Origin of the sequence: Variovorax sp. LjRoot290 (assembly GCF_964253985.1) — a bacterium.
In the GTDB taxonomy this organism is placed as follows: Bacteria; Pseudomonadota; Gammaproteobacteria; order Burkholderiales; family Burkholderiaceae_C; genus Variovorax.
In genome coordinates this window covers 121629-144310 of the sequence record NZ_CAXURW020000001.1, presented here as the reverse complement: position 1 = coordinate 144310, position 22682 = coordinate 121629, and the positions used below count along the sequence as shown (strand labels likewise).

27 protein-coding genes are annotated in these 22682 nt (G+C 65.5%); 16 read left to right on the top strand and 11 right to left on the bottom strand.

All coding sequences use genetic code 11. The features are described 5' to 3' along the window. Positions 1 to 42: 42 nt before the first annotated feature. Complete coding sequence (locus ACSQ9A_RS00770; protein WP_436302336.1) at positions 43 to 1173, top strand: PepSY-associated TM helix domain-containing protein; 1131 nt, start codon at positions 43 to 45, stop codon at positions 1171 to 1173. Positions 1174 to 1218: 45 nt separating this feature from the next. After that, positions 1219 to 3375, top strand: coding sequence for a TonB-dependent receptor family protein (locus ACSQ9A_RS00765; protein WP_436302335.1), 2157 nt, complete (start codon positions 1219 to 1221; stop codon positions 3373 to 3375). A gap of 2 nt (positions 3376 to 3377) precedes the next feature. Here ACSQ9A_RS00765 and ACSQ9A_RS00760 read toward each other — a convergent pair whose 3' ends face one another. Continuing rightward, positions 3378 to 4283: a DMT family transporter gene (locus tag ACSQ9A_RS00760; RefSeq protein ID WP_436302334.1), complete on the bottom strand. Its 906-nt coding sequence runs from the start codon at positions 4281 to 4283 to the stop codon at positions 3378 to 3380. 135 nt (positions 4284 to 4418) lie between these two features. Between ACSQ9A_RS00760 and ACSQ9A_RS00755 the strand changes: the two genes are divergently transcribed. Continuing rightward, positions 4419 to 5444, top strand: coding sequence for an alpha/beta hydrolase family protein (locus ACSQ9A_RS00755; protein WP_436302333.1), 1026 nt, complete (start codon positions 4419 to 4421; stop codon positions 5442 to 5444). Positions 5445 to 5472: 28 nt separating this feature from the next. Beyond that, positions 5473 to 5880, top strand: coding sequence for a hypothetical protein (locus ACSQ9A_RS00750; protein ID WP_436292253.1), 408 nt, complete (start codon positions 5473 to 5475; stop codon positions 5878 to 5880). An 18-nt stretch (positions 5881 to 5898) separates the two neighbouring features. Here ACSQ9A_RS00750 and ACSQ9A_RS00745 read toward each other — a convergent pair whose 3' ends face one another. The 4 genes from ACSQ9A_RS00745 to ACSQ9A_RS00730 are packed head-to-tail and all read right to left on the bottom strand — an operon-like array spanning position 5899 to position 9699. After that, the gene (locus ACSQ9A_RS00745; protein ID WP_436302332.1) at positions 5899 to 7065 is read right to left on the bottom strand and encodes a mandelate racemase/muconate lactonizing enzyme family protein; all 1167 of its coding nucleotides are present in this window, start codon (positions 7063 to 7065) and stop codon (positions 5899 to 5901) included. A gap of 18 nt (positions 7066 to 7083) precedes the next feature. After that, positions 7084 to 7779, bottom strand: a complete 696-nt coding sequence (locus ACSQ9A_RS00740) for an SDR family NAD(P)-dependent oxidoreductase (RefSeq protein WP_436302331.1) — start codon at positions 7777 to 7779, stop codon at positions 7084 to 7086. Next, the gene (locus tag ACSQ9A_RS00735) at positions 7769 to 8737 is read right to left on the bottom strand and encodes a Bug family tripartite tricarboxylate transporter substrate binding protein (RefSeq protein ID WP_436302330.1); all 969 of its coding nucleotides are present in this window, start codon (positions 8735 to 8737) and stop codon (positions 7769 to 7771) included. Before ACSQ9A_RS00735 ends, ACSQ9A_RS00740 begins: the two co-directional genes overlap by 11 nt. A 29-nt stretch (positions 8738 to 8766) precedes the next feature. After that, positions 8767 to 9699: a dihydrodipicolinate synthase family protein gene (locus tag ACSQ9A_RS00730; protein ID WP_436292249.1), complete on the bottom strand. Its 933-nt coding sequence runs from the start codon at positions 9697 to 9699 to the stop codon at positions 8767 to 8769. A 128-nt stretch (positions 9700 to 9827) separates the two neighbouring features. Here ACSQ9A_RS00730 and ACSQ9A_RS00725 point away from each other — a divergent pair, with 128 nt between their 5' ends. The 5 genes from ACSQ9A_RS00725 (at position 9828) to ACSQ9A_RS00705 (ending at position 13586) form a co-directional block, all read left to right on the top strand. After that, positions 9828 to 10739, top strand: coding sequence for a LysR family transcriptional regulator (locus tag ACSQ9A_RS00725; RefSeq protein WP_436292248.1), 912 nt, complete (start codon positions 9828 to 9830; stop codon positions 10737 to 10739). 94 nt (positions 10740 to 10833) lie between these two features. Then, on the top strand, positions 10834 to 11370 hold the full coding sequence (locus tag ACSQ9A_RS00720; protein ID WP_436302329.1) for a GrpB family protein: 537 nt from the start codon (positions 10834 to 10836) through the stop codon (positions 11368 to 11370). A gap of 106 nt (positions 11371 to 11476) precedes the next feature. Beyond that, a complete protein-coding gene (locus tag ACSQ9A_RS00715) occupies positions 11477 to 11812 on the top strand; it encodes a DUF1090 family protein (protein WP_436302328.1) in 336 nt (111 codons plus the stop codon). A gap of 123 nt (positions 11813 to 11935) precedes the next feature. Then, on the top strand, positions 11936 to 12136 hold the full coding sequence (locus tag ACSQ9A_RS00710) for a hypothetical protein (protein WP_436302327.1): 201 nt from the start codon (positions 11936 to 11938) through the stop codon (positions 12134 to 12136). A gap of 202 nt (positions 12137 to 12338) precedes the next feature. Beyond that, entirely contained in the window at positions 12339 to 13586 is a 1248-nt protein-coding gene (locus ACSQ9A_RS00705) for a cation:proton antiporter domain-containing protein (protein WP_436302326.1), read from the top strand. A gap of 72 nt (positions 13587 to 13658) precedes the next feature. Here ACSQ9A_RS00705 and ACSQ9A_RS00700 read toward each other — a convergent pair whose 3' ends face one another. Further along, complete coding sequence (locus ACSQ9A_RS00700) at positions 13659 to 14417, bottom strand: carbonic anhydrase (RefSeq protein ID WP_436302325.1); 759 nt, start codon at positions 14415 to 14417, stop codon at positions 13659 to 13661. 238 nt (positions 14418 to 14655) lie between these two features. Here ACSQ9A_RS00700 and ACSQ9A_RS00695 point away from each other — a divergent pair, with 238 nt between their 5' ends. The 5 genes from ACSQ9A_RS00695 to ACSQ9A_RS00675 all read left to right on the top strand — a co-directional run bounded on the left by ACSQ9A_RS00695 (position 14656) and on the right by ACSQ9A_RS00675 (position 17289). Beyond that, the gene (locus ACSQ9A_RS00695) at positions 14656 to 15141 is read left to right on the top strand and encodes a GNAT family N-acetyltransferase (RefSeq protein ID WP_093104558.1); all 486 of its coding nucleotides are present in this window, start codon (positions 14656 to 14658) and stop codon (positions 15139 to 15141) included. Positions 15142 to 15181: 40 nt separating this feature from the next. Continuing rightward, positions 15182 to 15739, top strand: coding sequence for a class IV adenylate cyclase (locus ACSQ9A_RS00690; RefSeq protein WP_436306232.1), 558 nt, complete (start codon positions 15182 to 15184; stop codon positions 15737 to 15739). Then, positions 15736 to 16158, top strand: coding sequence for a hypothetical protein (locus ACSQ9A_RS00685; RefSeq protein WP_436302324.1), 423 nt, complete (start codon positions 15736 to 15738; stop codon positions 16156 to 16158). The genes ACSQ9A_RS00690 and ACSQ9A_RS00685 overlap by 4 nt, the downstream gene beginning before the upstream one ends. A 72-nt stretch (positions 16159 to 16230) precedes the next feature. Continuing rightward, positions 16231 to 16548, top strand: a complete 318-nt coding sequence (locus tag ACSQ9A_RS00680) for a 1-deoxy-D-xylulose-5-phosphate synthase (RefSeq protein WP_436302323.1) — start codon at positions 16231 to 16233, stop codon at positions 16546 to 16548. Positions 16549 to 16638: 90 nt separating this feature from the next. Next, positions 16639 to 17289, top strand: a complete 651-nt coding sequence (locus ACSQ9A_RS00675; RefSeq protein ID WP_436302322.1) for an FMN-binding negative transcriptional regulator — start codon at positions 16639 to 16641, stop codon at positions 17287 to 17289. Positions 17290 to 17575: 286 nt separating this feature from the next. Here the strand turns inward: ACSQ9A_RS00675 and ACSQ9A_RS00670 are convergent, their stop codons facing one another. Beyond that, the gene (locus ACSQ9A_RS00670; protein ID WP_436302321.1) at positions 17576 to 18148 is read right to left on the bottom strand and encodes a hypothetical protein; all 573 of its coding nucleotides are present in this window, start codon (positions 18146 to 18148) and stop codon (positions 17576 to 17578) included. 214 nt (positions 18149 to 18362) lie between these two features. Between ACSQ9A_RS00670 and ACSQ9A_RS00665 the strand changes: the two genes are divergently transcribed. Continuing rightward, the gene (locus ACSQ9A_RS00665; RefSeq protein WP_436302320.1) at positions 18363 to 18902 is read left to right on the top strand and encodes a cysteine hydrolase family protein; all 540 of its coding nucleotides are present in this window, start codon (positions 18363 to 18365) and stop codon (positions 18900 to 18902) included. A gap of 13 nt (positions 18903 to 18915) precedes the next feature. On the opposite strand, the gene ACSQ9A_RS00660 is transcribed toward ACSQ9A_RS00665, so the two are convergent. Then, entirely contained in the window at positions 18916 to 19383 is a 468-nt protein-coding gene (locus tag ACSQ9A_RS00660) for an ASCH domain-containing protein (protein WP_436302319.1), read from the bottom strand. A gap of 73 nt (positions 19384 to 19456) precedes the next feature. Here ACSQ9A_RS00660 and ACSQ9A_RS00655 point away from each other — a divergent pair, with 73 nt between their 5' ends. After that, positions 19457 to 19621, top strand: coding sequence for a hypothetical protein (locus ACSQ9A_RS00655; RefSeq protein WP_436302318.1), 165 nt, complete (start codon positions 19457 to 19459; stop codon positions 19619 to 19621). Positions 19622 to 19656: 35 nt separating this feature from the next. Here ACSQ9A_RS00655 and ACSQ9A_RS00650 read toward each other — a convergent pair whose 3' ends face one another. From ACSQ9A_RS00650 to ACSQ9A_RS00640, 3 genes are all read right to left on the bottom strand, one after another. Beyond that, positions 19657 to 20889: a DUF4382 domain-containing protein gene (locus ACSQ9A_RS00650; protein ID WP_436302317.1), complete on the bottom strand. Its 1233-nt coding sequence runs from the start codon at positions 20887 to 20889 to the stop codon at positions 19657 to 19659. Positions 20890 to 21070: 181 nt separating this feature from the next. Beyond that, positions 21071 to 21871, bottom strand: a complete 801-nt coding sequence (locus ACSQ9A_RS00645) for an alpha/beta fold hydrolase (protein ID WP_436302316.1) — start codon at positions 21869 to 21871, stop codon at positions 21071 to 21073. A gap of 84 nt (positions 21872 to 21955) precedes the next feature. Then, a complete protein-coding gene (locus tag ACSQ9A_RS00640) occupies positions 21956 to 22516 on the bottom strand; it encodes a GAF domain-containing protein (RefSeq protein ID WP_436302315.1) in 561 nt (186 codons plus the stop codon). Positions 22517 to 22682: the final 166 nt, after the last annotated feature.

Below are 22682 nucleotides of genomic sequence, written 5' to 3'. Positions count from 1 at the left end.
AGCCAACAACCATCGTGATGGGACTCGCCGTCCCTGTTGTTCATGCTGCGCGCCCCGCTGAGACGTCTCTGGCTCAGGATTCACCGCTGGATCGGCCTCTCGCTCGGTCCGCTGCTCGCCCTCACCGCCTTGCTCGGCGCGATGCTGGTGGTGGCGCTGCCGCTCGACCGCTACGCCCATCCCGCCTTCTTCGTCGCACGCACGGCCGGTGACGCGGCGACAGCGGCGCTGCCGCTCGAGTCGCTGCGCCAGCGCCTCCTGGCCGAGTTCGGCCCGGACACCAACCTCACGCTGCGCCCGCCGCGCAAGCCCGGCGAAACGCTCTGGGTGATGGTGCGCGGCAAGTGGGAGGGCACGCTCTACCTCGACCCCGCGACCGGCGCAGAACAAGGACGGCGCGGCACGCACGAAGGTGCGTACAACCTGCTCTTCGAGCTGCACAGCAGCCTGCTCCTGGACGACGCCGGCAAGGGCATCCTGGCCTGCGCTGCGCTGGCCTATCTGTTCCTTCTGATCACCGGACTGGTGCTCTGGTGGCCGACGCGCTGGCCGCCCTCGTTGCGCATCACGCTCCATCGCGGCCTGCTGCGCGGGCTGTTCGACCTGCACCGCACCGGCGGCGCGGTGCTCGGGCTGCTGATCGCCGTCTCGGTAGCGACCGGCGCCTACATGGCCTGGCGGCCGCTGGGCAACTTCATCTCCACCGCGATCGGGCAGCAGCCCGTAAAGCCGCCCGTGGTGCCCAAGGGGACGCCAGCCGGGTCGCGGTTTTCGCTCGACGAACTCGTGGCCCGTGCGCAGCAAGAGTTTCCGGGCCAGCCGATCGGCTACATGCACGTACCCGCCAAGGCCGACCGTCCGTTGCGCGTGCGCTTCCGGCTTGCCGACGATCCGCATCCGAACGGCATCAGCTCGGTCTGGCTGCATCCGCGAACGGGCGAGGTGCTGGCGGTGCGCCGATGGCAGGAGCTCGACGCCGGCAACGGCGCGGTGGCGGTGATCTATCCGCTGCACACCGGCGTGCTCGGCGGGCCGGTGCACGAAGCCGTCACTGCCCTGCTCGGCCTCGCGCTCGGCGGCCTCGGCCTGAGCGGCGTCTGGCTCTGGTGGCGCCGGCGCGCCGTGGCCGGCGCCGCCCGCAGCAGCGCACTTTCCAGCCGCACGACGTCCTGAGCCAGGCCGTCCTGCTCGTCTAATTTTTTATTCGAAGGAGAAGCCTTGTCCCCCCAAAAAACCCGCGTGGCCATCGCCATCGCGCTGCTTCAGATCAGCCTGCAAGCCCTTGCTGCCGAAGCCGATGCGTCGCCCGGCGCGCAGCTGGAAACGGTCACCGTCACCGGCGACTGGCTCGGCAGCCCCAGCGAAACCAAGGTGCTCGAACATCCCGGCGCACGCACCATCATCGAACGCAAGCAGATCGAGGAAAGCGGCTCCACCAGCGTGCGCGACGTGCTGCGCCAGATCCCCGGTGTGCAGGTGCAGGAGAGCAACGGCACCGGCGGCAGCGACATCTCGCTCAATGTCGGGGTGCGCGGGCTGACGTCCCGGCTGTCGCCGCGTTCCACCATCCTGCTGGACGGCGTGCCGCTGGCGTATGCGCCGTACGGCCAGCCGCAGTTGTCGCTGGCACCGCTGTCGCTCGGCAGCCTCGAGGCGGTCGACGTGGTGCGGGGCGCGGGCTCGGTGCGCTATGGCCCGCAGAACGTCGGCGGGATCATCAACTTCGTGACGCGTTCGATTCCCCGGCAGTTCACTGCCGACGCGAGCATCGGCGTCGAGAGCGCGAGCCACGGCGGCGGCGTCAAGACGACGCCGAGCCTGTTCGTCGGCGGCACCAACGAGCAGGGGCTCGGCCTGGCACTCCTGTATTCCGGAACGCACGGTGACGGTTATCGCAGCAGCAACGACAGCACCAGGATCGACGACGTGATGCTGAAGGGTGCCTACCGTTTCTCCAAATACGACGACATCGCGCTGTCGCTGCATCACTTCGAGGGCAGCGGGCGCATGCCGGGCGGGTTGACCACGGCGCAGTACGCCGCGAACCCCTTCCAGTCCGACCGCCCCTTCGACGAATTCACCGGGCGCCGGACCGACGGCTCGATCAAGTACACGCACAACGACGGCATCAACAAGTTCGAGCTGCTCAGCTACTACACCGACTCCTTCCGCGGCAGCCACATCGAGCAGGACGGCACCGGCGCCAGCGCCGGCCTGCGCCGCCTCACCGCGGCCCCGCGCAACTACAACACCTTCGCGGTCGAGCCCCGCTACTCGCGGCTCTTCGATTCCGGCAGCGTGGTCCAGGAAGTCAGCGTCGGCTACCGCTACCTGAAGGAGTCGAGTTCGGAAGTGGCGACGCGCAGCGCGTTCTACCGGCCGCGTCCGGGTTTCGATGCCTACACGCTGGCCTCGCCGACTTACCAGACCAGCGCGGGCGGCACGACCGCGCATGCGTTCTACATCGACGACCGGATCGACTTCGGCAACTGGACCGTCACGCCCGGCGTGCGCTACGAAGCCATCCGCACGCACAACGACGTGGTGAACCTCACCGGCAGCAGGATCACCAGCACCCTGTTTCCGAAGATCGACTCCAACGAGGTGCTGCCCACGCTGTCGGTGATGTACCGCATGAACGAACGCTGGTCGCTGTTCGCGAACGCGGGCGTGTCCTTCGGACCGCAGCAGTACGCGCAGCTCGCTCAGGCCACGGAGGGCCTGCACCCCGAAAAAGCCAACACCTACGAGATCGGCACCCACTACAAGGGCGAAGCCTGGAGCTCCGAGCTGACGCTGTTCAACATCGACTTCGACAAGGAACTGCAGCTGGCCCGCTCGATCGTGGGCGAAGGCACGTGGACCGACCTGGGCGCGACACGGCATCGCGGCCTGGAAGCGGCGATGCGCTACGAGCTCGGGGCGCTGAACGCCGCGCTCAAGGGCTTCTCGGTCTATGCGACCTACACCTACACGCAGGCCATTTCCAAGGCCGGCGTCTTCGCCGGGCGCGACCTGCCCTTCTACTCGCGCCAGGTGGCATCGCTCGGCGCGCGCTACCAGCGCGGTCCCTGGATCTTGAATGCGGACGTGTTCGCGCAGTCCAAACAGCGCTCGCCCGGATCGCCCGACGCGGGCGCCCAGTACGTCACGCTGGAAGATGCGAGCGGGCGGCTCGGTGACATTCCCGGCTACGCGACCGTGAACCTGCGCGCGGGCTACGACTTCGGTCCGCAGCGGAGCAACCTGAAGCTGGCCGTCGGCGTGAAGAACCTGTTCGACCGCCGCTACTACACGCGCTCGGTCGACAACAACGGCGGCAAATACGTCGGCCAGCCGCGCACACTGTACGTCCAGGCCTCAGTGGCGTTCTGAGCTCAATCGAGCGCCCGGGATCCTTCGACGCAGGCCTTCGCCCGCCCGAAGGACCAGCCGAGGTTGATGCCCGCGGCCGCCAGCAGGATGGCGGCCACGCCGAACATCTGCACCGGATGCAGCAGATTGTCGAAGGCCACGAAGTCGACGACGATCGCGACGATGGGGTAGACGAAGGACAGTGCGCCCGTCACGTGCGTCGGCAGTTTCTGTATCGCGCCGTAGAGCAGCACAAACACGAGGCCGGTGTACACGGCACCCATGATGAGGAAGTTGCCCCACGCCTGGCTGTCGGTGGGGAGCTCCGACCAGTGGGCGAAGGGCGCCAGCATGAGGATGCCGACGCAGACCTGGATGAGCGCGATCAGGTGCGGCGGCGTGCCGGTGAGCTTCTTGGTGATGATGGCGGCCAGCGCATAGAAGAAGGCCGCGCCGAGCGCCAACAGAATGCCGGTGAGATAGCCGGCGCCAGCGTAGTCCGCATCGGACTTGGCCTGCACGATGAGCAGCACGCCGATGAAGGCCAGGCCGAGCCACATGAACTTGTTCGCGGTCAGCCGCTCGGAGAACAGCAACGCGCCCAGCAGGACCAGCATGAAAGGCTGGGTGTTGTAGACCGCCGTGGCGATGGAGATGGAGGCGCGCGAGAACGAGGCGAAGATCAGCACCCAGTTGAGCACGATGGCCGCGCCGCCCAGCGCGGCCCAGCCGATGAGCCGAAGCGGGAGCTTGCCGCGCAGCATGCCCATGGCCGCGCAGACGATCAGGAGCGTCGCGGCGCCGAAGACGCAGCGCCAGAACAGCAAGTCGATGATCGGCAAACCCGATTGCACGACGAACCATCCGATGGTTCCGGAAATCACCATGGCGGCGGTCATCTCGACCGTGCCGCGCGTCCTGTTTTTCATGCCAGCCCGTTCAAACTCAAGCGGCCGAGAATGCCATGAGATGCCGGCCTTGTGCGGATGAAGTTCTCTATCCCGCAGCCTGCGGCAGGCAAAACGAATACTTCCATTTTCAAGTTTTGATGAGGAGCTGATTCGATGCGTTCATTCCGTTGGCCGGCCCTGGCGCTGGCGCTGCTGTCCGGCCTGGCGCAGGCCTCCGTCGGCCTGGGCGAAATCCCCGCCACGGCCGACGACGGCCCGGTCACGCTGTACTACCCGTCGGGCGACGAGGCCCGGGCGGTCCAGCGCGGGCGCTTCACGCTGACGCTGGCGCCGCAGGGTATGCCGGCGCGCGGGAATGGCCGGCTGGTGGTGATCTCGCATGGCTCGGGCGGCTCGCCCTGGGTGCATGCGGACCTGGCGCGCAGCCTGGTGGAAGCCGGCTTCGTCGTCGCCATGCCCGAGCACCGGGCCGACAACTACAGGGACGACAGCGACCCCGGCCCCGACAGCTGGACGATGCGGCCGGCCGAGGTGTCGCGGGCCATCGACGCGGTCGGGCGCGACGCGCGCTTCGCGCCGCTGCTGAAGCTGGACAAGGTCGGCGTCTACGGCATGTCGGCCGGCGGCCACACGGCCTTGAGCATGGCCGGCGGACGCTGGTCGCCGGCGGGCTTCAAGCAGCATTGCGAGGCGCACCTGGTGGAGGACTTCCAGTCCTGCGCCGGCCTGATCACCCGGCTGACCGGCGGCATCTTCGACGGCGTGAAAAAGTGGGCCGCCCTGTCCGTGATCCGCCATCGCTTCGACGATGCCGCGCCGCGTTCCCACACCGATGCGCGCGTGGCCGCCGTGGTGGCCGGCGTGCCCTCCTCCGCCGACTTCGACATGGCATCGCTGGCCGTGCCGCGCGTGCCGCTGGGGCTGATCACCGCGCAGCAAGACCGCTGGCTGGTGCCGCGCTTCCACAGCGACCGGGTGCTTGAGGCCTGCATGCCGCGCTGCGAACACATCGCCGACCTGCCCACCGGCGGCCACGGCGCGCTGCTGTCGCCGCCGCCGCCGGGGCTCACCGGCCTTGTCGGCGAGATGCTCAACGACCCACCGGGCTTCGATCGCAGCGCGATGCCGGAGGTGGACCGCAAGACCACCGCCTTCTTCAGCCGGCACCTGCTGCCTTGATCCGCACCGTCCAGCACACAATGCGCCCATGCTCAAAAGGTCACTTCTGCCCGCGCATATGTGGGTGCTCGTCGCGGTGTACTTCGTCGCCAGCCTGGCGCACTTCGCCCACAACGCCGAGTTCATCGCCTTCTATCCCAACATGCCGAGCTGGCTCACCCGGGAGCAGGTGTATCTCGCCTGGCTGGCCGTCAACAGCCTCGGCATCGCCGGTCTGCTCGTCGCTCGGCTGGGGCTTCGTGCGCTCGGCGTGCTTCTTGTCGGCGCGTACGGTGCCCTCGGGCTCGGCGGCCTCGGCCACTACACCCTTGCGCTCTGCTCCGAACACACGCTCGCGACCAACACGACCATATGGTCCGAAGCTGCCAGCGGGTTCATGCTGATGCTCGCTTCGGCACTGCTGCTTGCGCGTCGCATCGCCGAGTTTCGTACTTGACGCTTTCTCCGCGGCGCATCAGGAAGCCAGCCTCTTCATCTCCGCATAAAGGTCCGTCTTGCCCTCGAAGCCGATGCCCGGAAGCTCCGGCAGCACAACGTAGCTGTTGTCGACCTTGACGCCATCGGGAAAGCCACCGTAAGGCTGGAACAGGTCGGGGTAGGACTCATTGCCTCCCAGGCCCAGGCCGGCCGCGATCGCCAGGGACATCTGGTGACCGCCATGCGGGACGCAGCGCGACGCAGACCAGCCGTTTTCCTTCAGCATCTCCAAGGTCCGCAGGTACTCCACCAGGCCGTAGCTGAGTGCGCAGTCGAACTGCAGATAGTCGCGGTCGGGGCGCATGCCGCCGTAGCGGATCAGGTTGCGTGCGTCCTGCATCGAGAACAGGTTCTCGCCGGTGGCCATGGGGCCGCGGTAGTGCTGGGCGAGCTCGGCCTGCAGCGCATAGTCCAGCGGATCGCCGGCTTCCTCGTACCAGAACAGGTCGTACTCCGACAGCGCCTTCGCGTATTCGATGGCGGTCTTCAGGTCGAAGCGGCCGTTGGCGTCCACCGCAAGCTTCTGGCCCGGCCCGAGCAGCCTGAGCACCGCCTCGATGCGCTTGCGGTCCTCGGCCAGCGAAGCGCCGCCGATCTTCTTCTTGACGACGGAATAGCCGCGGTCCAGGTAGCTGCGCATCTCGCGCTCCAGGCCCTCGATGCCCTGGCCCGGCCAGTAGTAGCCGCCGGCCGCGTAGACGAAGACCTTGCGCTCGGCGCGGCCGGAGCCGTAGCGCTCGGCGAGCAACTGGTACAGGGGCTTCTGTTCGATCTTGGCGACCGCATCCCACACGGCCATGTCGATGGTGCCGACCGCGACCGAGCGCTCGCCATGCCCACCGGGCTTCTCATTCGTCATCATGGCGGCCCAGATCTTGTGGGGATCGAGGTTGTCGTGCTTGTCGTCGATCAGCGAGGCGGGGTCGGCCTCCAGGATGCGGGGGCGGAATCGCTCGCGGATGAGCGAGCCCTGGCCGTAGCGGCCGTTCGAATTGAAGCCGTAGCCCACCACCGGCTTGCCGTCGCGAATCACGTCGGTGACCACGGCCACGAGGCTCAGGGTCATCTTCGAGAAGTCGATGTAGGCGTTGCGGATGTTGGACTTGATGGGCTTGGTCTCTTCTTTGATGTCGATGATCTTCATGGTCGAACTCGATCAGGGTTAGCGCGGCAGCGAGGAGCCGCCGCAGATCTGGATGTCCTGGCCGGTGATGGCGCCGGCTTGCGCAGACAGGAGAAAGCCGACGAGTGCGGCAATCTCGTCTGGCCTGATCAGGCGGCCGATCGGCGGCAACACGGGCGCTTCCGCGGCGCGCGAAGGGTCGGTGGTCATGGCGGTCTGCGTGGCCGCCGGCGACACCACGTTCACCGTGACGCCGCGCGCGGCCACTTCCGCCGCCCAGCTACGCGCCAGCGCGACCAGCGCTGCCTTGGACGCGGCGTACTGGCTCCGGCCGGCCTTGCCCTGCGCGACGCGGCTGCCGACGAGGACGACGCGGCCATGGCCTGCCGCTGCCATGGCCGGCACCAGCACGTCGGCGATGCGCGTGGCGGCGTCGACGTGCAATCGCCACATCAGCTCGCCGTCGGAAGGGTTCAGGCTACCGATGGTGCCGACGCGCAGCACGCCCGCCGCATGGACGAAGGCCGTGACGCCGGCCGCCTGCCGCGCCACCTCGTCGGTCGCGGCTGCGTCCGAGAGGTCGACCTCGACGGCCGTGAACGCGGCGTGCGCGATGGCCGGCGCAGATCGATCGAAACCGGTGACTCGCCACCCGGCCGCCAGCAAGGCCTGCGCGATGGCGAGGCCGATGCCGGAACTGCTGCCGGTCACGAGGGCATGCGTGCTATTCGGCACGGATGTTCGCCTCGGAAATGATCTTGGCCGAACGTGCCATGTCTTCCTTCTGGAAGGTGGCGAAGTCGGCGATGCTGCCCGGCGTCAGCAGCAGGCCCTGGACGGTGAGCTTGTCCTTGATGTCGGGCGCGTTCAATGCCTTGTTGACCTCCGCGTTCAGCCGCTGCGCGATCTCCTGCGGCATCTTGGCCGGCGCCCACATGCCGTACCAGCTGTAGAACTCGTAGCCGGGCACGGTCTCCGCGACCGTCGGGGTGTTGGGCATGCTCTCGATGCGTGTCTTCGAGGTCACGGCCAGCACCTTCAACATGCCGCTCTTCGCGTACTGCGTCGAGCCGAGCACCGGGTCGACGAAGCCGTCGATCTGGCCGCCGATCAGGTCCTGGTAGGCGGGGCCGGAGCCCTTGTAAGGCACGACCAGGTAGTCGATGCCGCTCGCGCGCTTGAGCAGCTCGGTCGACAGATGGCCTGCCGAGGCCGGCGAGCCGATGGCGAAGCTCAGCTTGCCGGGGTGGGACTTCGCATGCGCGATCAAGCCCTTGAGGTCGTTCACCGGCAGGTTCTTGTTGACCGCAATGGAGAGCGGCGCCTTCGCGACCAGCGCGACGGGCTGGAAGTCCTTGTTGACGTCGTAGGGCGTCGTCTTCACCACCATCGGCGTGGTGGTGAAGGTCGACGGGCTGAAGAGGACCGTGTAGCCGTCGGGCGCCGCGCGGGCGACGGCCGCCGAGCCGATGGCGCCGCCGGCGCCGGCGCGGTTGTCGACGACCACGCTCTGGCCCAGCTGCTCGCCGAGCTTCTGCGCCAGCATGCGGCCCACCGTGTCGAGCGTGCCGCCGGGCGGGAACGGAATGATCATCGTGATGGGCTTGCTCGGCCAGGCCTGGGCGCCGGCGGCGCCTGCCAGACCGAGCAGCATGGCGGACAGTGCGCAATGCGCGAATTTTCTGCGTTGCATGGCAGTCATCCTTGGGTCTCGCCGCGCGCTCAGCGCTTCAGCAGACCCGCGTTGTCGAGCGCGGCGCGCAGCGCCTGCATCTCGGCCTCGCTCGGCGCTTCGGTCGGCGGGCGGGCGGTCGGGTCCTTGATGACGCCGGCGAGATACATACCGGCCTTCATGCGCGCATGCGCCTCGCCCGTGGGCTCGCCGCCGCCATACACCGCGTCCTTCAGCGGCGTGATCAGGGCCTGGACCTTCATGGCCTTCTTCAGGTCGCCGGCCTTGACCGCTTCCCAGAGATCGTTGATGAGGCCGGGAATGAAGGTCGCGAAGCCGACCAGTGCACCGTCGACGCCCTGCACCATCGACGCCAGCAGGTATTCGTCATGGCAGGTGAGGATGGACTTGGAGGCATCGGCCTCGCGAATCGCCTTGATGTCGCTTGCGTACTTGTTCATGTCGCGCTGGCCGACCTTGAAGGCCTGCACGTACGGCAGCTTCGCCAGTTCTGCCAGCGTGGCGGACGAATAGGCGGCCCGCGTCCAGGCGGGATACACGTGGGCCACCAGGTCCAGGCCGGCCTCCGAGATCGCCTCGAAGTAGTCGGCGACGTGCCCGGCGCGGAAGCCGAAGCGCAGCCAGTGGTGCGGCGGCATCACGTCAAGTGCGCGGGCGCCCGCGTCGCGCGCCATGCGCGCATGCTCCTTGGCTTCCAGCAGGCCTTCGCAGACGATCGAGGAGATCACCGGGAGCCTGCCCTCGAGCTCGCTGGCCACGATGCGCGTGACCTCCGCGCGCTCCTTCGCCGTCAGCGAGAACACCTCGCCGGTGTGGCCGTTGGTCATGACCGCGACCACGCCGGGCTGCTCGGCCAGCCAGGACGCATGGCGTCGCAGCTCGGGCTCGTCGATGCGGAAGTCGCGCGTGAAGGGGCAGGCGATGGCAGGAATGATCCCGCGGTAATTCTGGATGGTCGGCATGATGTCTCCTGGGTTAAAAACTCCTGGAACGGCGAGCAAGTCGCGTCCGAGTGGCCCCATGGTCGCCCTGCAGCGCGCCAAAGGCCAATGCCCGTTTTCTCTTCTTGTATGCCGCCAAAGCACCGCCGATGAATTTCTTGTGGCTCGAAGACTTCCTCGCCCTGGCCGCCACGGGCAACTTCTCCCGAGCCGCCGAGGAGCGGCACATGACCCAGCCGGCTTTCAGCCGGCGCATCCGCGCGCTGGAGGAGTGGCTCGGCGTGGTGCTGGTCGACCGCACCAGCCATCCGGCAACGCTGACCGAAGCCGGCGAGTGGTTCCGCTCATCGGCGCAGGAGCTGCTGGCGCGCGTGGCCCGCATGCCGGACGAGGCGCGCGCCGTCGCCGACGCGAGTTCGGCCACGCTGCGGATCGCCTCCACGCACGCCTTGTCGCTGACCTTCATGCCGGCATGGCTGCGCGGACTGGAATCCGGTGCGTCCGCCGGCCCGATGCAACTGGTGTCGGACGTGATGCAGCAATGCGAAGCACTGATGCTGCAAGGCCGCACGCAGTTCCTGCTGTGCCATGGGCATGCCCAGGTTCCCGGACGGCTGGAGGCAGGCGGCTTTCCCTCGTGCGTGGTCGGTGCCGACGCGCTGATCCCGGTCTGCGCCCCCGGTAAACGCAACACGCCGGTCCATGCGCTGCGCGGCACGGATTCGGCGCGCGTTCCCATGCTCGCCTACAGCACCGAGTCCGGCCTGGGCCGCATCATGCGCGCCGTCCTCGGGGCCAGGCTCGAGCAGCTGGCGACGAACGTGGTCCTCACCGCGCACCTTGCGACGGTCTTGAAGACGATGGCGCTCGAGGCGCGCGGTATCGCCTGGCTGCCTGTCAGCCTCATTCAAACCGAGCTGGCGGAAGGAACGCTCTTGCCGGTCGGAGACGGCAAATGGAACGTGGAGCTCGAGATCCGGTTGTTCCGCACGCCGGGACAGCTGCCGAGGGCGGCAGAAATGTTCTGGAGGGCGGCTATGCAATCGGCGCGACGCGTCTGAGCTATACGGTCCGGTCTTTGACAGCCCTGACCGCTCGGCGAGAGGACACTTCGCAACCAGGGACGATCTCGTCGCTGCATCGCATGGAGGCGCCATGAAGGTCGACACGTTTGACGAGGGCTTGGAGCACCGCAACATCCTGCCCTACGATCCCGCGTACTCCGATGTGTTCGCGCAAGTACGGCGGTACGTCCAAGAGAATCTGGAGAGCGTGGAGCTCGTTCACATTGGGAGCACAGCCATCCGCGGTTTGCGGGGCAAACCCATGGTGGATATCGCCGCCATCACGAGCCGAGAGGATCTACGCGCTGCGCAAGAGGAGTTTGAGAGGCTTGGATTTCACCGGCGTGCCGTGTGGGTGGACAAAGATGAGAAGCCGTACGTCTGCGGGTGCATTCAACACGACGGACGCAGGTTCAACATCAACATACACATCTGCCATCGGGGTGATCCGGTTCACAAGGACTCCTTGGCATTTGTGGACATCCTCCATCGACGTCCAGACCTGCGTAGGAAGTACGAGGAAGCCAAGGACCATGCTCACATGATCGATCCGGTCAATCCAGAGGTCTACAACCGGGAAAAAGAGGCTGTGATCAAAGAGATACACGCGCAGATCGGGCTGGCGTAGAGGCGGGCCGGTCAGCGTGTTGCGAGACCGGCGGAGCAACCGGTAGCGGCCGACCGCGGGAAGTTGCTGGCAAACTCGACTTCTCCTTGCTCTCACTGGTACCGGTATGCGCGTGAAACCTTCCTTCTTGGCCATCGCGCTGGCTCTGGCAATTCCCGCCATCGCACAGCCCGTAGACCAGGCGGACAACACCGATTGCAAAGCTAAGGAAGCTGCGCTCGAGCGGGACATCGACATCGCCCGCTCCAAGGGCCAAATGCTGCGCCGAAGGCAGCTCGCCGAGGCGTTGGCCGCCTTGCAAACTCGTTGCAAGGCGGTCGCCCCCCTGGAGCAAAGTCGCACAGCGCGCATCGAGAGGCTGGAGCAAGAAATCCGGGAACTGCGGCTGGAACTCAACCGTGCAGAGGAGCAATTGCGCGAGTTGAAGCACGGAGGGCCGTAACGGCTCGCCGCGCATCTGTTGGGGAGAGCCCAGCTACGAGCGGACGGCGGCCCCTGCTTTTTCTCCGGTGATTCGTCGATTCCATCACGCAACGCGTTGCGCTGGTTGGGGCAAACTGATCGCATGTTCAGAGCGCTGCTTCTTCTCCTTGTTGCCCTAGGCCCGCTCTGGCTCATCTACACGTTCGGCTTCTGGCTGCTCATCGCGTTCGTCGCGCTCACCGCCGCAACCTTTGTGTTTTCAACTGGGCAGGCGCGAGCATCCGAAGCGACTCAGGGTGGTCGGCTAACCGGCTATCACACCACCGAGTTTGCGGACTTCTAGGCGGGGCAAAGGCGCACATGACCCGCATCATTCCAGCGCTGGTCCTGGGGACGGCTTAGAGCCCGATAGCGTCGGTGCGCGGCGTGGCAGGATGCGGCCCAGCGGTCGTTCGGCGTGCCCGATCCGGAATCATGCTTGGAACCGGGCCGCTGCCGCGCGACAAACACATACTACGGGCCTTCGACAAACCGGCACCGGCCACATGTCCCTGACACTCCTCTTCCTGCAGCTCACCGTCATCCTGGTCACCGCTCGGACCTGCGGCCTCGTGCTTCGGGCATTCGGCCAACCGATGGTCATTGGCGAGATGGCGGCGGGGATCCTGCTCGGGCCGGTCGTGTTCGGCGCGCTGTTCCCGCAGTGGCATCAACAGCTTTTTCCCCCAGCATCGCTTCCAGGGCTGTCCTCGCTAGCGACCGTGGGGGTCGTGCTGTTCATGTTCATCGTCGGCGCCGAGCTACGCGCGCCCAGCGGCATGGGGGCGCAGTTCAGGGCTGCGGGCTGGGTCGGCGTATCGAGCATGGTGCTCCCGATGGTCCTGGGCCTTGCGATCGCGCCGGTCCTTCATCCTGCGCTCGCACCGCAGGGTGTGGAATTCTGGCCATTCGCGCTGTTCCTCGGCGTGGCGCTGTCGATCACCGCGTTCCCGGTGCTGGCCCGCATCCTCAAGGACCGCAACATGACGCGCACGCGCATCGGCCAGCTGTCGCTCGGCGCCGCCGGCGTGGTAGATGCGCTGGCGTGGATTCTGCTGGCGCTGGTTGTCGCGCTGGCGAGTGCTGGCGCCGGACTGCAGGGTTTCATTCGCATCGCGATCGGCCTGGTTGTGCTGGTGACCGTGGTATTCCTCGCTGTGAAGCCGATGCTGGCCTGGTTGCTGCGCACCCACGCGCCGGACGGCGTGCCTTCGCCGATGATGCTGGCAGCGCTGCTGATCGGCATGTTCGTCTGCGCCATGCTCACTGAATGGCTGCATCTGCACGCAGTCTTCGGCGCGTTCCTCTTCGGTGTTGCTCTTCCGCGCAACGACCGGCTTCTGCACGCGCTGGCCGAGCGGATAGAGCCACTGTCGATCGTCGTGCTGATGCCGATCTTCTTTGCGCTGGCTGGGCTGGGAACCAGTGCCGGCGCGTTCGCGAACAGCGGCCTGGGCATGCTTGCACTGATTCTGCTGGTGGCCAGCGTCGGCAAGATCGTTGGCGGTGCGGCCGGTGCGCGGATGTGCGGCTACGGCTGGCGGGAGAGCCTGGCGACGGGATCGCTGATGAATTCACGTGGCCTGATGGAACTCATCGTGATCAAGGTCGGGCTTGACGCTGGACTGATCGGGGCCGAGTTGTTCACGATGCTGCTGGTGATGGCTCTGGTCACGACGGCCGCGACAGGCCCGCTACTTTCGCTGATCGCCCGGAAGAGCCCGAAGCCGATCGATCGGCCGACGAGCGCCTAGACCGCGCCCGGAGGCGCGGTGACGGACTTGTCATCGCGGTCGCATGCAGCATGCATGAGGCCGGAAGCCGGCTCAATTCGAGTTGGCCGTCAACACCTTGCGGCCATTCAACGGTTGCACAGGCCGTGCATTCATCTTGTAGAGCTTCCTGAACGCGGCAAGCTGCGAGGCGGAGAGCTCGACTGGCGTCTTCAGCACCTGCCAACGCACCTCTTCGCTGCAAGGCGGCGTCGTCAGCGATCCCATGAAGGCGTAGTAGGCACGATCGGCAGGTAGCAGATCGGCCGGGTTGATGGCGACGTCCAGCTTCAGGGTTTCGCCTTCCTTGGCCGGCAGGTGGTCGAACACGGGCTTCAGCGCCGCGTTCTCCTTTCCGGCCTTGAACAGCACCGCAATGACGGCGAGCTGTCCCTCTGCGTTCTTATGCACGAGATGCGCAACCAAGGGGTACGCCTTGCCGTCGATCTTCTCTTCGCTCGGCGTGTGGAAATGGAACTGCAGCAGCTTGTACTCGACCCGATCGAGGGTGACCGAGCCGGCCGCGGGCAGATTCACCTGGATCGTGTGGCCGTTGTTGACCACTTCACCGGTCTCGGCCGCGTAGGCAAAGCCGAGGGGCTTCGCGCCAGGCGATTTCTCGACCACCCGGGTGTCGACGTTGATCGGCGATTGGTGCTTGCCTAGCTTGCACAGCCTGAAGCTTTCATCCAACTCAGCCCAGTGGGCGGCGCTGCCGTGGCCCTGGTAGCTCCAATGGGGATGGCCTTGGGCAAAGGCCAGGGGTGCGACGCTCAGTGCACATGCCGCAGCAAGCAACAGTTTTGATTTCATGGATCCTCGTTGGGTAAACGCCGGCGATTGTAGGTACGGGCAATGAACACAGTCTTAATCGTCAAGACAGTTGCAGCACTCCGCCGACATGCAGGCGCAAATGCGCGAAGCTTCGTCGCTGCGATGAAGTTTCAGCGCGTCACGGTCGAGCCGTGACGGGCAGAATGCGGGCCAATAGCGGTCGTCCGCTGGACATACCTGCCGCCATCCATTCCTGTCATTCCCAAGGATTCCTTGAATGCGCCGACTTGCCAAGCCTGAGGACATTGAGGCCGTGTTCTCAATCTACGCGCACGAGAAGGTAGTACCGTTCCTCACCTACGAACCCATGTTGCTCGACGAGTTCGAAGGTATCTACGATGAGCTCATCAGAAGCAGTTGTTTCTACCTGTGGGAAGTCGATGGCTCGCTCGCCGGCTTCTACAAGGCGACTCGCTACCCAGGTCGGGTGCGGCATGTCGCCTTGCTTGGAACCCTGGCGGTAGACCCGCGACGCCACGGGCAAGGCATAGGGCATGCCATGCTTGCTGATGCGATAGAGCGGCTCAAGGCCGAGGGTGTCCGACGCATCGAGCTGTACGCCGAGAGCGACAACACGCAAGCACTGCGCTTCTATGGAAAGCTGGGTTTTCTACACGAGGGCACTCTGCGCGAGTTCTACAAACGGGCCAACGAGCCACATTACGTAGACGAGTACGTGCTGGGGCTGCTTGTGAAGGCGTGAACGCGACGCGGCGATAACCCTACCTAGGCATGATGTGAACATGGCTCGAAATGTAGAAATCAAAGCACGCGTGCAGGACCTTGCACGGCTAGCTGCCGTGACGGCCAGTTTTGCCGACACGGGGCCAGTCGACATCTTCCAGGATGACACCTTCTTTGCATGCCCAAGCGGTCGGCTGAAGCTGCGGGCATTCAGCGATGGGACTGGAGAGTTGATTTTCTACCGGCGCCCCGACCAGGCCGGGCCGAAAGAGTCTTTCTACGTTCGCACGCCGACCTCTGAACCGGACGGGCTCCGCGAAGCGCTGAACCTTGCCTATGGCACGGTCGGGCGAGTTGTGAAGCATCGGGTTCTGTATATCGCCGGACGTACGCGCATCCATCTTGACGAGGTTCGTGGGCTGGGTGCCTTCCTCGAACTTGAAGTGGTACTGCGGGACGACGAGGGACGCGACGACGGAACCCGCGAAGCGGCACAACTCATGGAGCGTCTCGCGATTGATTCTGCCCAGTTGGTGGAGGTTGCGTACGTAGACCTCCTCAAGCAGCGTTCCGAGTTGCGGTCCGCCGAGCAGTGCAGCCTTTCCCGTCAAATATGAAAACACCCGCAATCATCAACGAATGGTTTGCTGAAAAGGTGGAGCTACTCCCTTGGGCAAGCGTGCACGAAGGGCGCATCGTTTCTCACGAGTGGCGTCGGCAGCTTGGTGGAAGGAACATGAGCGCGGCTCTGACCGCCGCCATCAAACCTGCCGCAACTTTTTCCTTTTCGGTCAGCGCGGACGGCATCGATGACGAGTACGTCGCAGCGGCGAAGAACGGAGTCCTGACGACGCTGCTCGCGCAGAGCTACGTTTCAGTCTTGGCGTGCAACGTCGAGCTCTCGGGCTTTCGCGATGGCGGCCAGGACGCTTCGTACGCTGCGTTCTTCATGGTCGCCAAGGAGGCCACTGAACGACTCCTGGGAGTTGTCCCAGGTTTCAAACACAACATCGACTGGGGCGGCGGGCAGCCGTAAACGGCTACGACCGGACACTCCCATCAGCCTCCTACTTCTCACAAGAGCACGAACCTGATAAAGAGCCGCATCATGTACATCGAAGCGAAGTCGGGCGGTCTGACAGGACCAGCTCGCATCGGCCGAGTCACCTGCTCCAAGTCCGGGGCAACGCTGTACTACGGAGGCAAAGCTTTTCGTAGCCTTAAAGGGAGCGGATTCAAGTCGAACTACTTCGACGTTGAGACAGGCGAGCACTACTGGATTTCAGGACCCCGCCGGGACGGCAAGGACGCTCTGTACGCCACGCACGTCCGGCCCGTCATTGACGACGACGTTCAGGACGAATACTGGTCGAAGGTTCGCGGGGTTGCCTCCTCACCGCTCGAGGGCGAGAAACAGGTCGCTTGAAGATTGGCGCCCAGTGCAAAGGCAGAATGCGGCCAGAAGCGGCCCCTTCGGCAGAGGTGTGCTTGGTTCAACTGAATCTTCGGAGTTTTCGTGTACGTATCGAAGCACCACGCACAGTCCGACTTTGTCGAAGCCCAGGCATTGATAGAGGCCTACCCGCTGGGCGCGTGGGTCGCGCCAAGCGGCGAAGGGCTGGTCGCAAACCATGTTCCCTTTCTGCTGGACAGGTCGCGCGGCAAGCTCGGAACACTTCTTGGCCACGTCTCGCGCGCCAATCCCGTGTGGACGCAGCTCCTCGCATCGAAGCATTCAGTGGTCATGTTCCAAGGCCCTCAGTCGTACATCACGCCTGGCTGGTACCCGAGTAAGCAAGAGCACGGGAAGGTCGTCCCAACCTGGAACTACGCGGTCGCACACGCACACGGCGTGGCCCGAGCCATCAACGACGAAGCCTGGCTGCGTGACATGCTGGTTCGCTTGACGGCTGTTCATGAGTCCTCACAGCAACCGCCTTGGAAGGTGACGGACGCGCCAGCGGACTTCATCGACAAGCTCTTGCGTGCGGTGGTGGGCATAGAGATTCCAATCGAGCGCTTGGTCGGAAAGCTCAAGGCGAGTCAAGATGAAGCATTGCAAGACAGGCTAGGCACCGTCGCCGGGCTTGCCGCCGAAGGGACTGAGAACGCTGCGGCAATGGCTTCCGTTGTCGAGCGCGCTATGTCTGGGCGTGAAGACGTCTGACCCAGCGACGGGGACTCCAACTCAACGTCGGCTTCAGAGAAAATCGTAGGACCGCAGTGGGGCCCATTGCGGAAGTTCGAGAGACCAACTTCGACACCGCAAAGGACCGCTCAACGTTTGAGCTCAGCCGCGCGCGAAGGCCGCAGGCCCGCTGCGGCTGGAGCGATCAGTCAGCACTGCTCGCATTTCGCGCCGCCCCCGCCAGCCCGTTCGACGATGTCCCTGGCGGCCGCGTGAATCCGCCCGATCGTTTGAGCTGCCGGCCATAGTCCAGCGCCCAGCCACGTCAGAACTCCCCGAGCGTCGCACCGTTGGTCGGCTTCTGCAGCCAGTTCGCGATGTCGCCGCCCAACGCATAGGTCACCACGCCCACCATGCTGCAGGTGCTGCGCGGCACGCCGAAGTAAATGAACATCTGTCGCTGCGCAGTGAAGCCGGCGGGCGGCTCTCCGCTGCGTTCCAAGGTGCCGCGCAATTGCACGATCTTGGGTCCGCCATAGAGGCCGCCGGCGTTCGCAAGAATGTCGGTGATCTCGATCTTCAGCACAGGCGCCCCGTCGGTGCCAGGAGAGCGGGCCGGAAGCAGGTATTCGTAGGGCGCGATCAACTGGTCTTGCACGGCCTGCTGCAACGAGGCCGGCACATCGCACGGATCGTCTTTCTTCGATAGCTGAAGGCCCTTGGCGGTCGTGCCATATGCGATGGCAGGCATCACCACCGTATTGCGCGCGCTGGCGGCGGCCGGCTCTGCCTGCGGCGCTGCGGGCTGGCGCGAGCCGCAGGCAGCCAACAGCACGATGGTGTTCAGTACGACGAGAAGCCGTGTGGCTGCGCGCCCCGCAAATGATGGTTGGGCCATGAAGATCTCTTGAAGGAAGGGTGAGGTGCCTGACGGCAGGAGTGCACCTGCAGCCTCCCATGCATATCGGCAGAGCGCTGCAATTGTTTAGCCGGTCGACCGCGTGTTCATGGCCGCGCGCCGGTGCCTACAATCGCCGGCGTCGACCAAATGGCCGCAAGCGGTTGGCGATCAACTCGAATTGGGCCGGCTTCCGGCCTGACACACTCCAAGCATGAATACCGCGCTCCTTGTTATCGATGTCCAGCAGGGCCTTTGCGAAGGCGAGCATGATGCCTTCGAGTCGCAGCAAGTCATCCGTCGAATCAATCAGGTGGCGGACAGGGCTCGCGCCGCTGGCGCATTGGTGGTCTTCGTCCAGCATGAATCGAATGCCGGCTACCTCGAGTTCGGAACGGATTCGTGGCAGCTGGCCCGTGGCCTCGAAGTGAAGGCGACGGACCTGCGCATCCGAAAGACCTCCCCTGACTCGTTCCATCGCACGGAGCTCGAGCAAGTGCTCAAGGACAACGGCGTCACGGACCTTGTCGTTTGCGGAATGCACACGGAGTTCTGCGTGGACACGACGACGCGAAGGGCTCTGGCGCTGGGCTACCCGGTGGTCCTGGTCGAGGACGCGCACACGACGGAGGGGAATCAGTACCTGTCGGCGCCTCAGGTGGTTCAGCACCACAACACAACCCTCAGCAACATCAGCAGTTTTGGCCCTCGCGTTCGCCTGGTCTCGACTGCAGACTTTCGAATCGGCGCGTGAAGGTTGCGGTTTATCAAGACATGTAGATGACGCTGAAGCGCTCACAGACTACGGGCATGACTTGGCTTGGCGCTCGCCCGATGCGAGCGCACTCGCGGCCGAAGTAGGCCCAATGGACGTCGCGCCAGTACGCCAATGACCCGTCGCCTTCGCCCTCGCTGGCGGCGAACTCGGCTGTGACCTGCTCGAACGGCACCACCTCGATCTCCAGAGTCTCGATGACGCACGCGGGCTTGCCGTCCCAGTAAGTGACGACGCTGAGGGCGCCTGGCTTGGGTGGCGAGACGCCTGCGCTCTCGTACGTCCAGACAAGACCGGCAGTGGCACGCTTGACGCCCGCGAGCACGAGCTGCACCAGTTCGTTGGCGCCGGCTTCGTTGTCGTGGAAGTGGAAGGCCTCGAAGAACCGGGCGGAGCGATCTTCTCCCATCTCGGTGCAGAAGTCCTGCCAGAACGCGGCGATGCTTGGTGGGATGTTCATGCGTTTCCTGCGGGTTGACTTCGTTTCATGGCCAGCGCAATCAGTTTGCGCTGGGCGGTCCGCTTGATGCAAGATGCCCCGCTTGGAGCGCACCGGCGTACGAAGGGGCCGACATGGCGATCATCGGAAGCGGCAGCGCCCCATGGTGCTGCGCGGCCCGGACCCGGCCCATATCAAGGCCTTCCATCCCACGCTGGTGAAGGTCACGCAGCGCTTCGAACGCCGCTGGTGGGGCTGAAGTTGCGGCTGCGCGTGCGAAGGTAGTCCGATCGATCAGAACTGGAAATTCTGATCGACAAGGTCGCTCGCAGTGATGTCGACCTGCCGCGTGCTGACAGCGCCCGCGTCACTGGTTGCCTGGATGCTGTATTTGCCCGCGGCGGCGGTGTCTGCCGTCAGCGGAATGGGAAGCGTCGTCTGATAGGTGCCCACCATGGGCGCGGCCGTCGGCAGCGCCGGCTGCGCATCGAAAAGGCCGTAGGCTCCCGTATCGAGGTTGCTCGCCGTGGCGGCGATCTCGAATGTGCGCGCGCCGCTCAGCTGCAGGGCCCGGATCGTTGCTTGCGCGCTGGCCGGGCTGACAGCCCCGGAAACCTTGCGAAATGCCGAGCTCGGTAGTGTGATGGGGGCGCCCGCGGTGGCAAGGGCCGTGCTGCCGCCGGCGGTGACCGGAACGTCCCGAATGATGCCGGTGCCGCGAGCGTTGGTCGAGGTGGGCACGATCACCACGTCCACGGTGCCCACGCTGCTGCTCTGCTCGATCGGCGACAACGTGAAGTTGCCGTTCGCGTCCGCCACCGAAGCCTTGACCACCGTACCGTTGCGCTCGGCATAGACCCTGGCACCCGGCGCACTGGCCAACACGCCGGTCACCGAGCCGCTGACCGCGCTCGGAAGCGCCGTCACTACCGGCTTGAGGCCGTAGGTGCCGTTGCCGCGCGTCACGATCGACTTGCAGGCATCGAAGTCCAGGATCAGGTCGGTCAGCGTGTCGGCCGCCACGGTGAAGGGACGGATGATCTTGATGCCGGACTGCACCGCGCTGGGGGTGTCGAGCGGCTGCTCGACACCGCCGGTCGGCACCACCGAGTTGGCGACCTTGCCGGCCCCGTTGGCCGCGAGCACCAGGCGAATCTGCTGGTACGTGCCGGCTGCGAGCGGCGTCTGGCCAAGCGTCGTGAGCACGCCGTTGGTCAACGACAAAAGATCGATGCGTCGTGCCGGATCGACCGCGATGTCAACCCATCCGGATCCGCCTGCGTCGACGCCGGCATCGCCGTGGACCCGCACTTTCTCGACGGTGACGAAGACATTGTCGAAGCCGCAGGCGGGCGCATCTGTCATCGATACGCGCAGCGTGCCTGAAGAATTGGCAGCCGTCGTCCCGGTCCCGGCCGAGAACCCGCCGCCTCCGCCGCCCCCACCTCCGCAGGCCGAGAGCACGAGGGCACTGCTCAGGGTCAGCATGCGAAGTGAGTACGCCAAGGGGTTCTTGATTTTCAGCATGTCCGGCTCTGTTGTTTCGAGGTTCAGAAGCAAATGTGAAAAAGTCACATTCGACGCCTGAATCCTACAAGGCAGGGGTGCACGCTGCAAGACAACGATGGTGTTATCAGCAGGCGATGTGGTCGTTGGTCAGGCTCCCGGCTCGTCCCGGCAACCGACAGGCTGGCCTTCGGCCGAATCCTCAATGGCATGCGAGAAAGCCCGCCACGACGTCGTTGACCAGCTCCGGATGCGTGACCGGCCCCATGTGCCCGAGCCCGGCGAACTCGATGACGGTGACCTTGGCCAGCGTGCCGGTCAAAAGCCTGGCCACCCCGCGCGACGAAGCGGGAGACTGCCCGCCCATCATGTACAGCACCGGGAGATCGAGCGCGCGAAAGGCCCGCAGGGGCGTGGGCTCGGAGAAGAGCGCCCGGGCCCAGCCCGCGACGTTGACCATGGATGCGGCGACGGGCGCCTGGCGCGCCTCAGGCATGCCGCTCCAGCTTCCCGGGCCCATCCAGTAGTCGATGAAGCGCTGGGCGGCGGCAGCCTGGTCGCCGGCATCGATGGCCGCGGCGGCATCGGCCACGGCAAAGCGGATGCCGTTCGCCGCCTCCTGGCCTGGCGCTTCTTCTTCGAGCAGCGCGAACAGGGTCGGTTCGTACAACGCGATGGCGCGAATCCGCTCGGGGCGGGCGAGCGCCGCCATCAGGGCCACCGCGGCGCCGTAGGAGTGCCCGACCAGGAAGAAAGGTTCGCCGGCCGCCGCGAACACAGGCTCCAGGAGCGCGACCTCGTCGCCCAGCGCGACGACACGGTCAGGCGGCCAGGCAGGACTCCTGCCGGCGCCGAAGGAGTCGGGAGCGAAGACGCGGTAACTCGGCGACAGGCGCTCCATCAGCGCACGCCACTGCGCGGAAGCGCTCGCATTGGCGTGGATGCAGACGACGCCGGGGCCGGCGCCGGCTTCGCGGAAATAAGGCGGTTGCTGTTGTGGCATGGGCACCGACTGTCGTGCCGATGCGCGGCGGCGTCCTGCCCGCGCGTCGGGCATGCTTGCCCGATCGTCCGCATGTCGCTGCCGTCAACGCGTGTGGGACAGCCTCACCTCGTGCCCTTCGGCCTGCGCCAGGAGCTGGGCAATCGCGTCGGCCGCCATTTCCAGGCGCTTCACGTCGCGCTCTTCGAGATCGGCGCCCGGCTCGAAGCTGAAACCGCACAGCACGCCGTAGAGGGTGCCGTCGGTGAACCGCACCGGCACGCCGATGTGGGCGCCCATGCCGTCGTAGTAGTCGGGCAAACCATTCGCGATCCGCACGCGCGTGATGTCGGGCACCAGGCAATCCATCCGGCCGTCGATGATCCGCTGGCAGATGGTTTCGTCCAGCGGGTGGAACTGCCCCGGCTGAACGATGGCCGGCGCGGTCTTCGAATCGATGTGGCGGAACACGCGATTGGCGTTCACGAACTCGCCGACGAACAGCACCTCGAGATCGAGCTGTTCGCGCACGACGCGCAGAAGACTGCCGATGCAACGCTCGATGAGGCCGGCGTCCGCATTCGCGACTGCGTCCGCTGTGATGGCGGCGATGCGCGTCTCCCAGCCCTCCGGGTTCTCCGATTCACTGTCGAAGATCGTTCTCATGTATATCCACTTTCATGAATCGATCCTAAGCGGACCCCGGCGATTTCGCGCGTGAAGAATAGCCTTGAAAGGCACAGAAACTCCGATATGGACTTGGCCCGGCACGCGGCGTAGCATCGATTCCCCCCTTGCCGCCAACGTCGCGGCGACAAGTCCATGTCCCAGT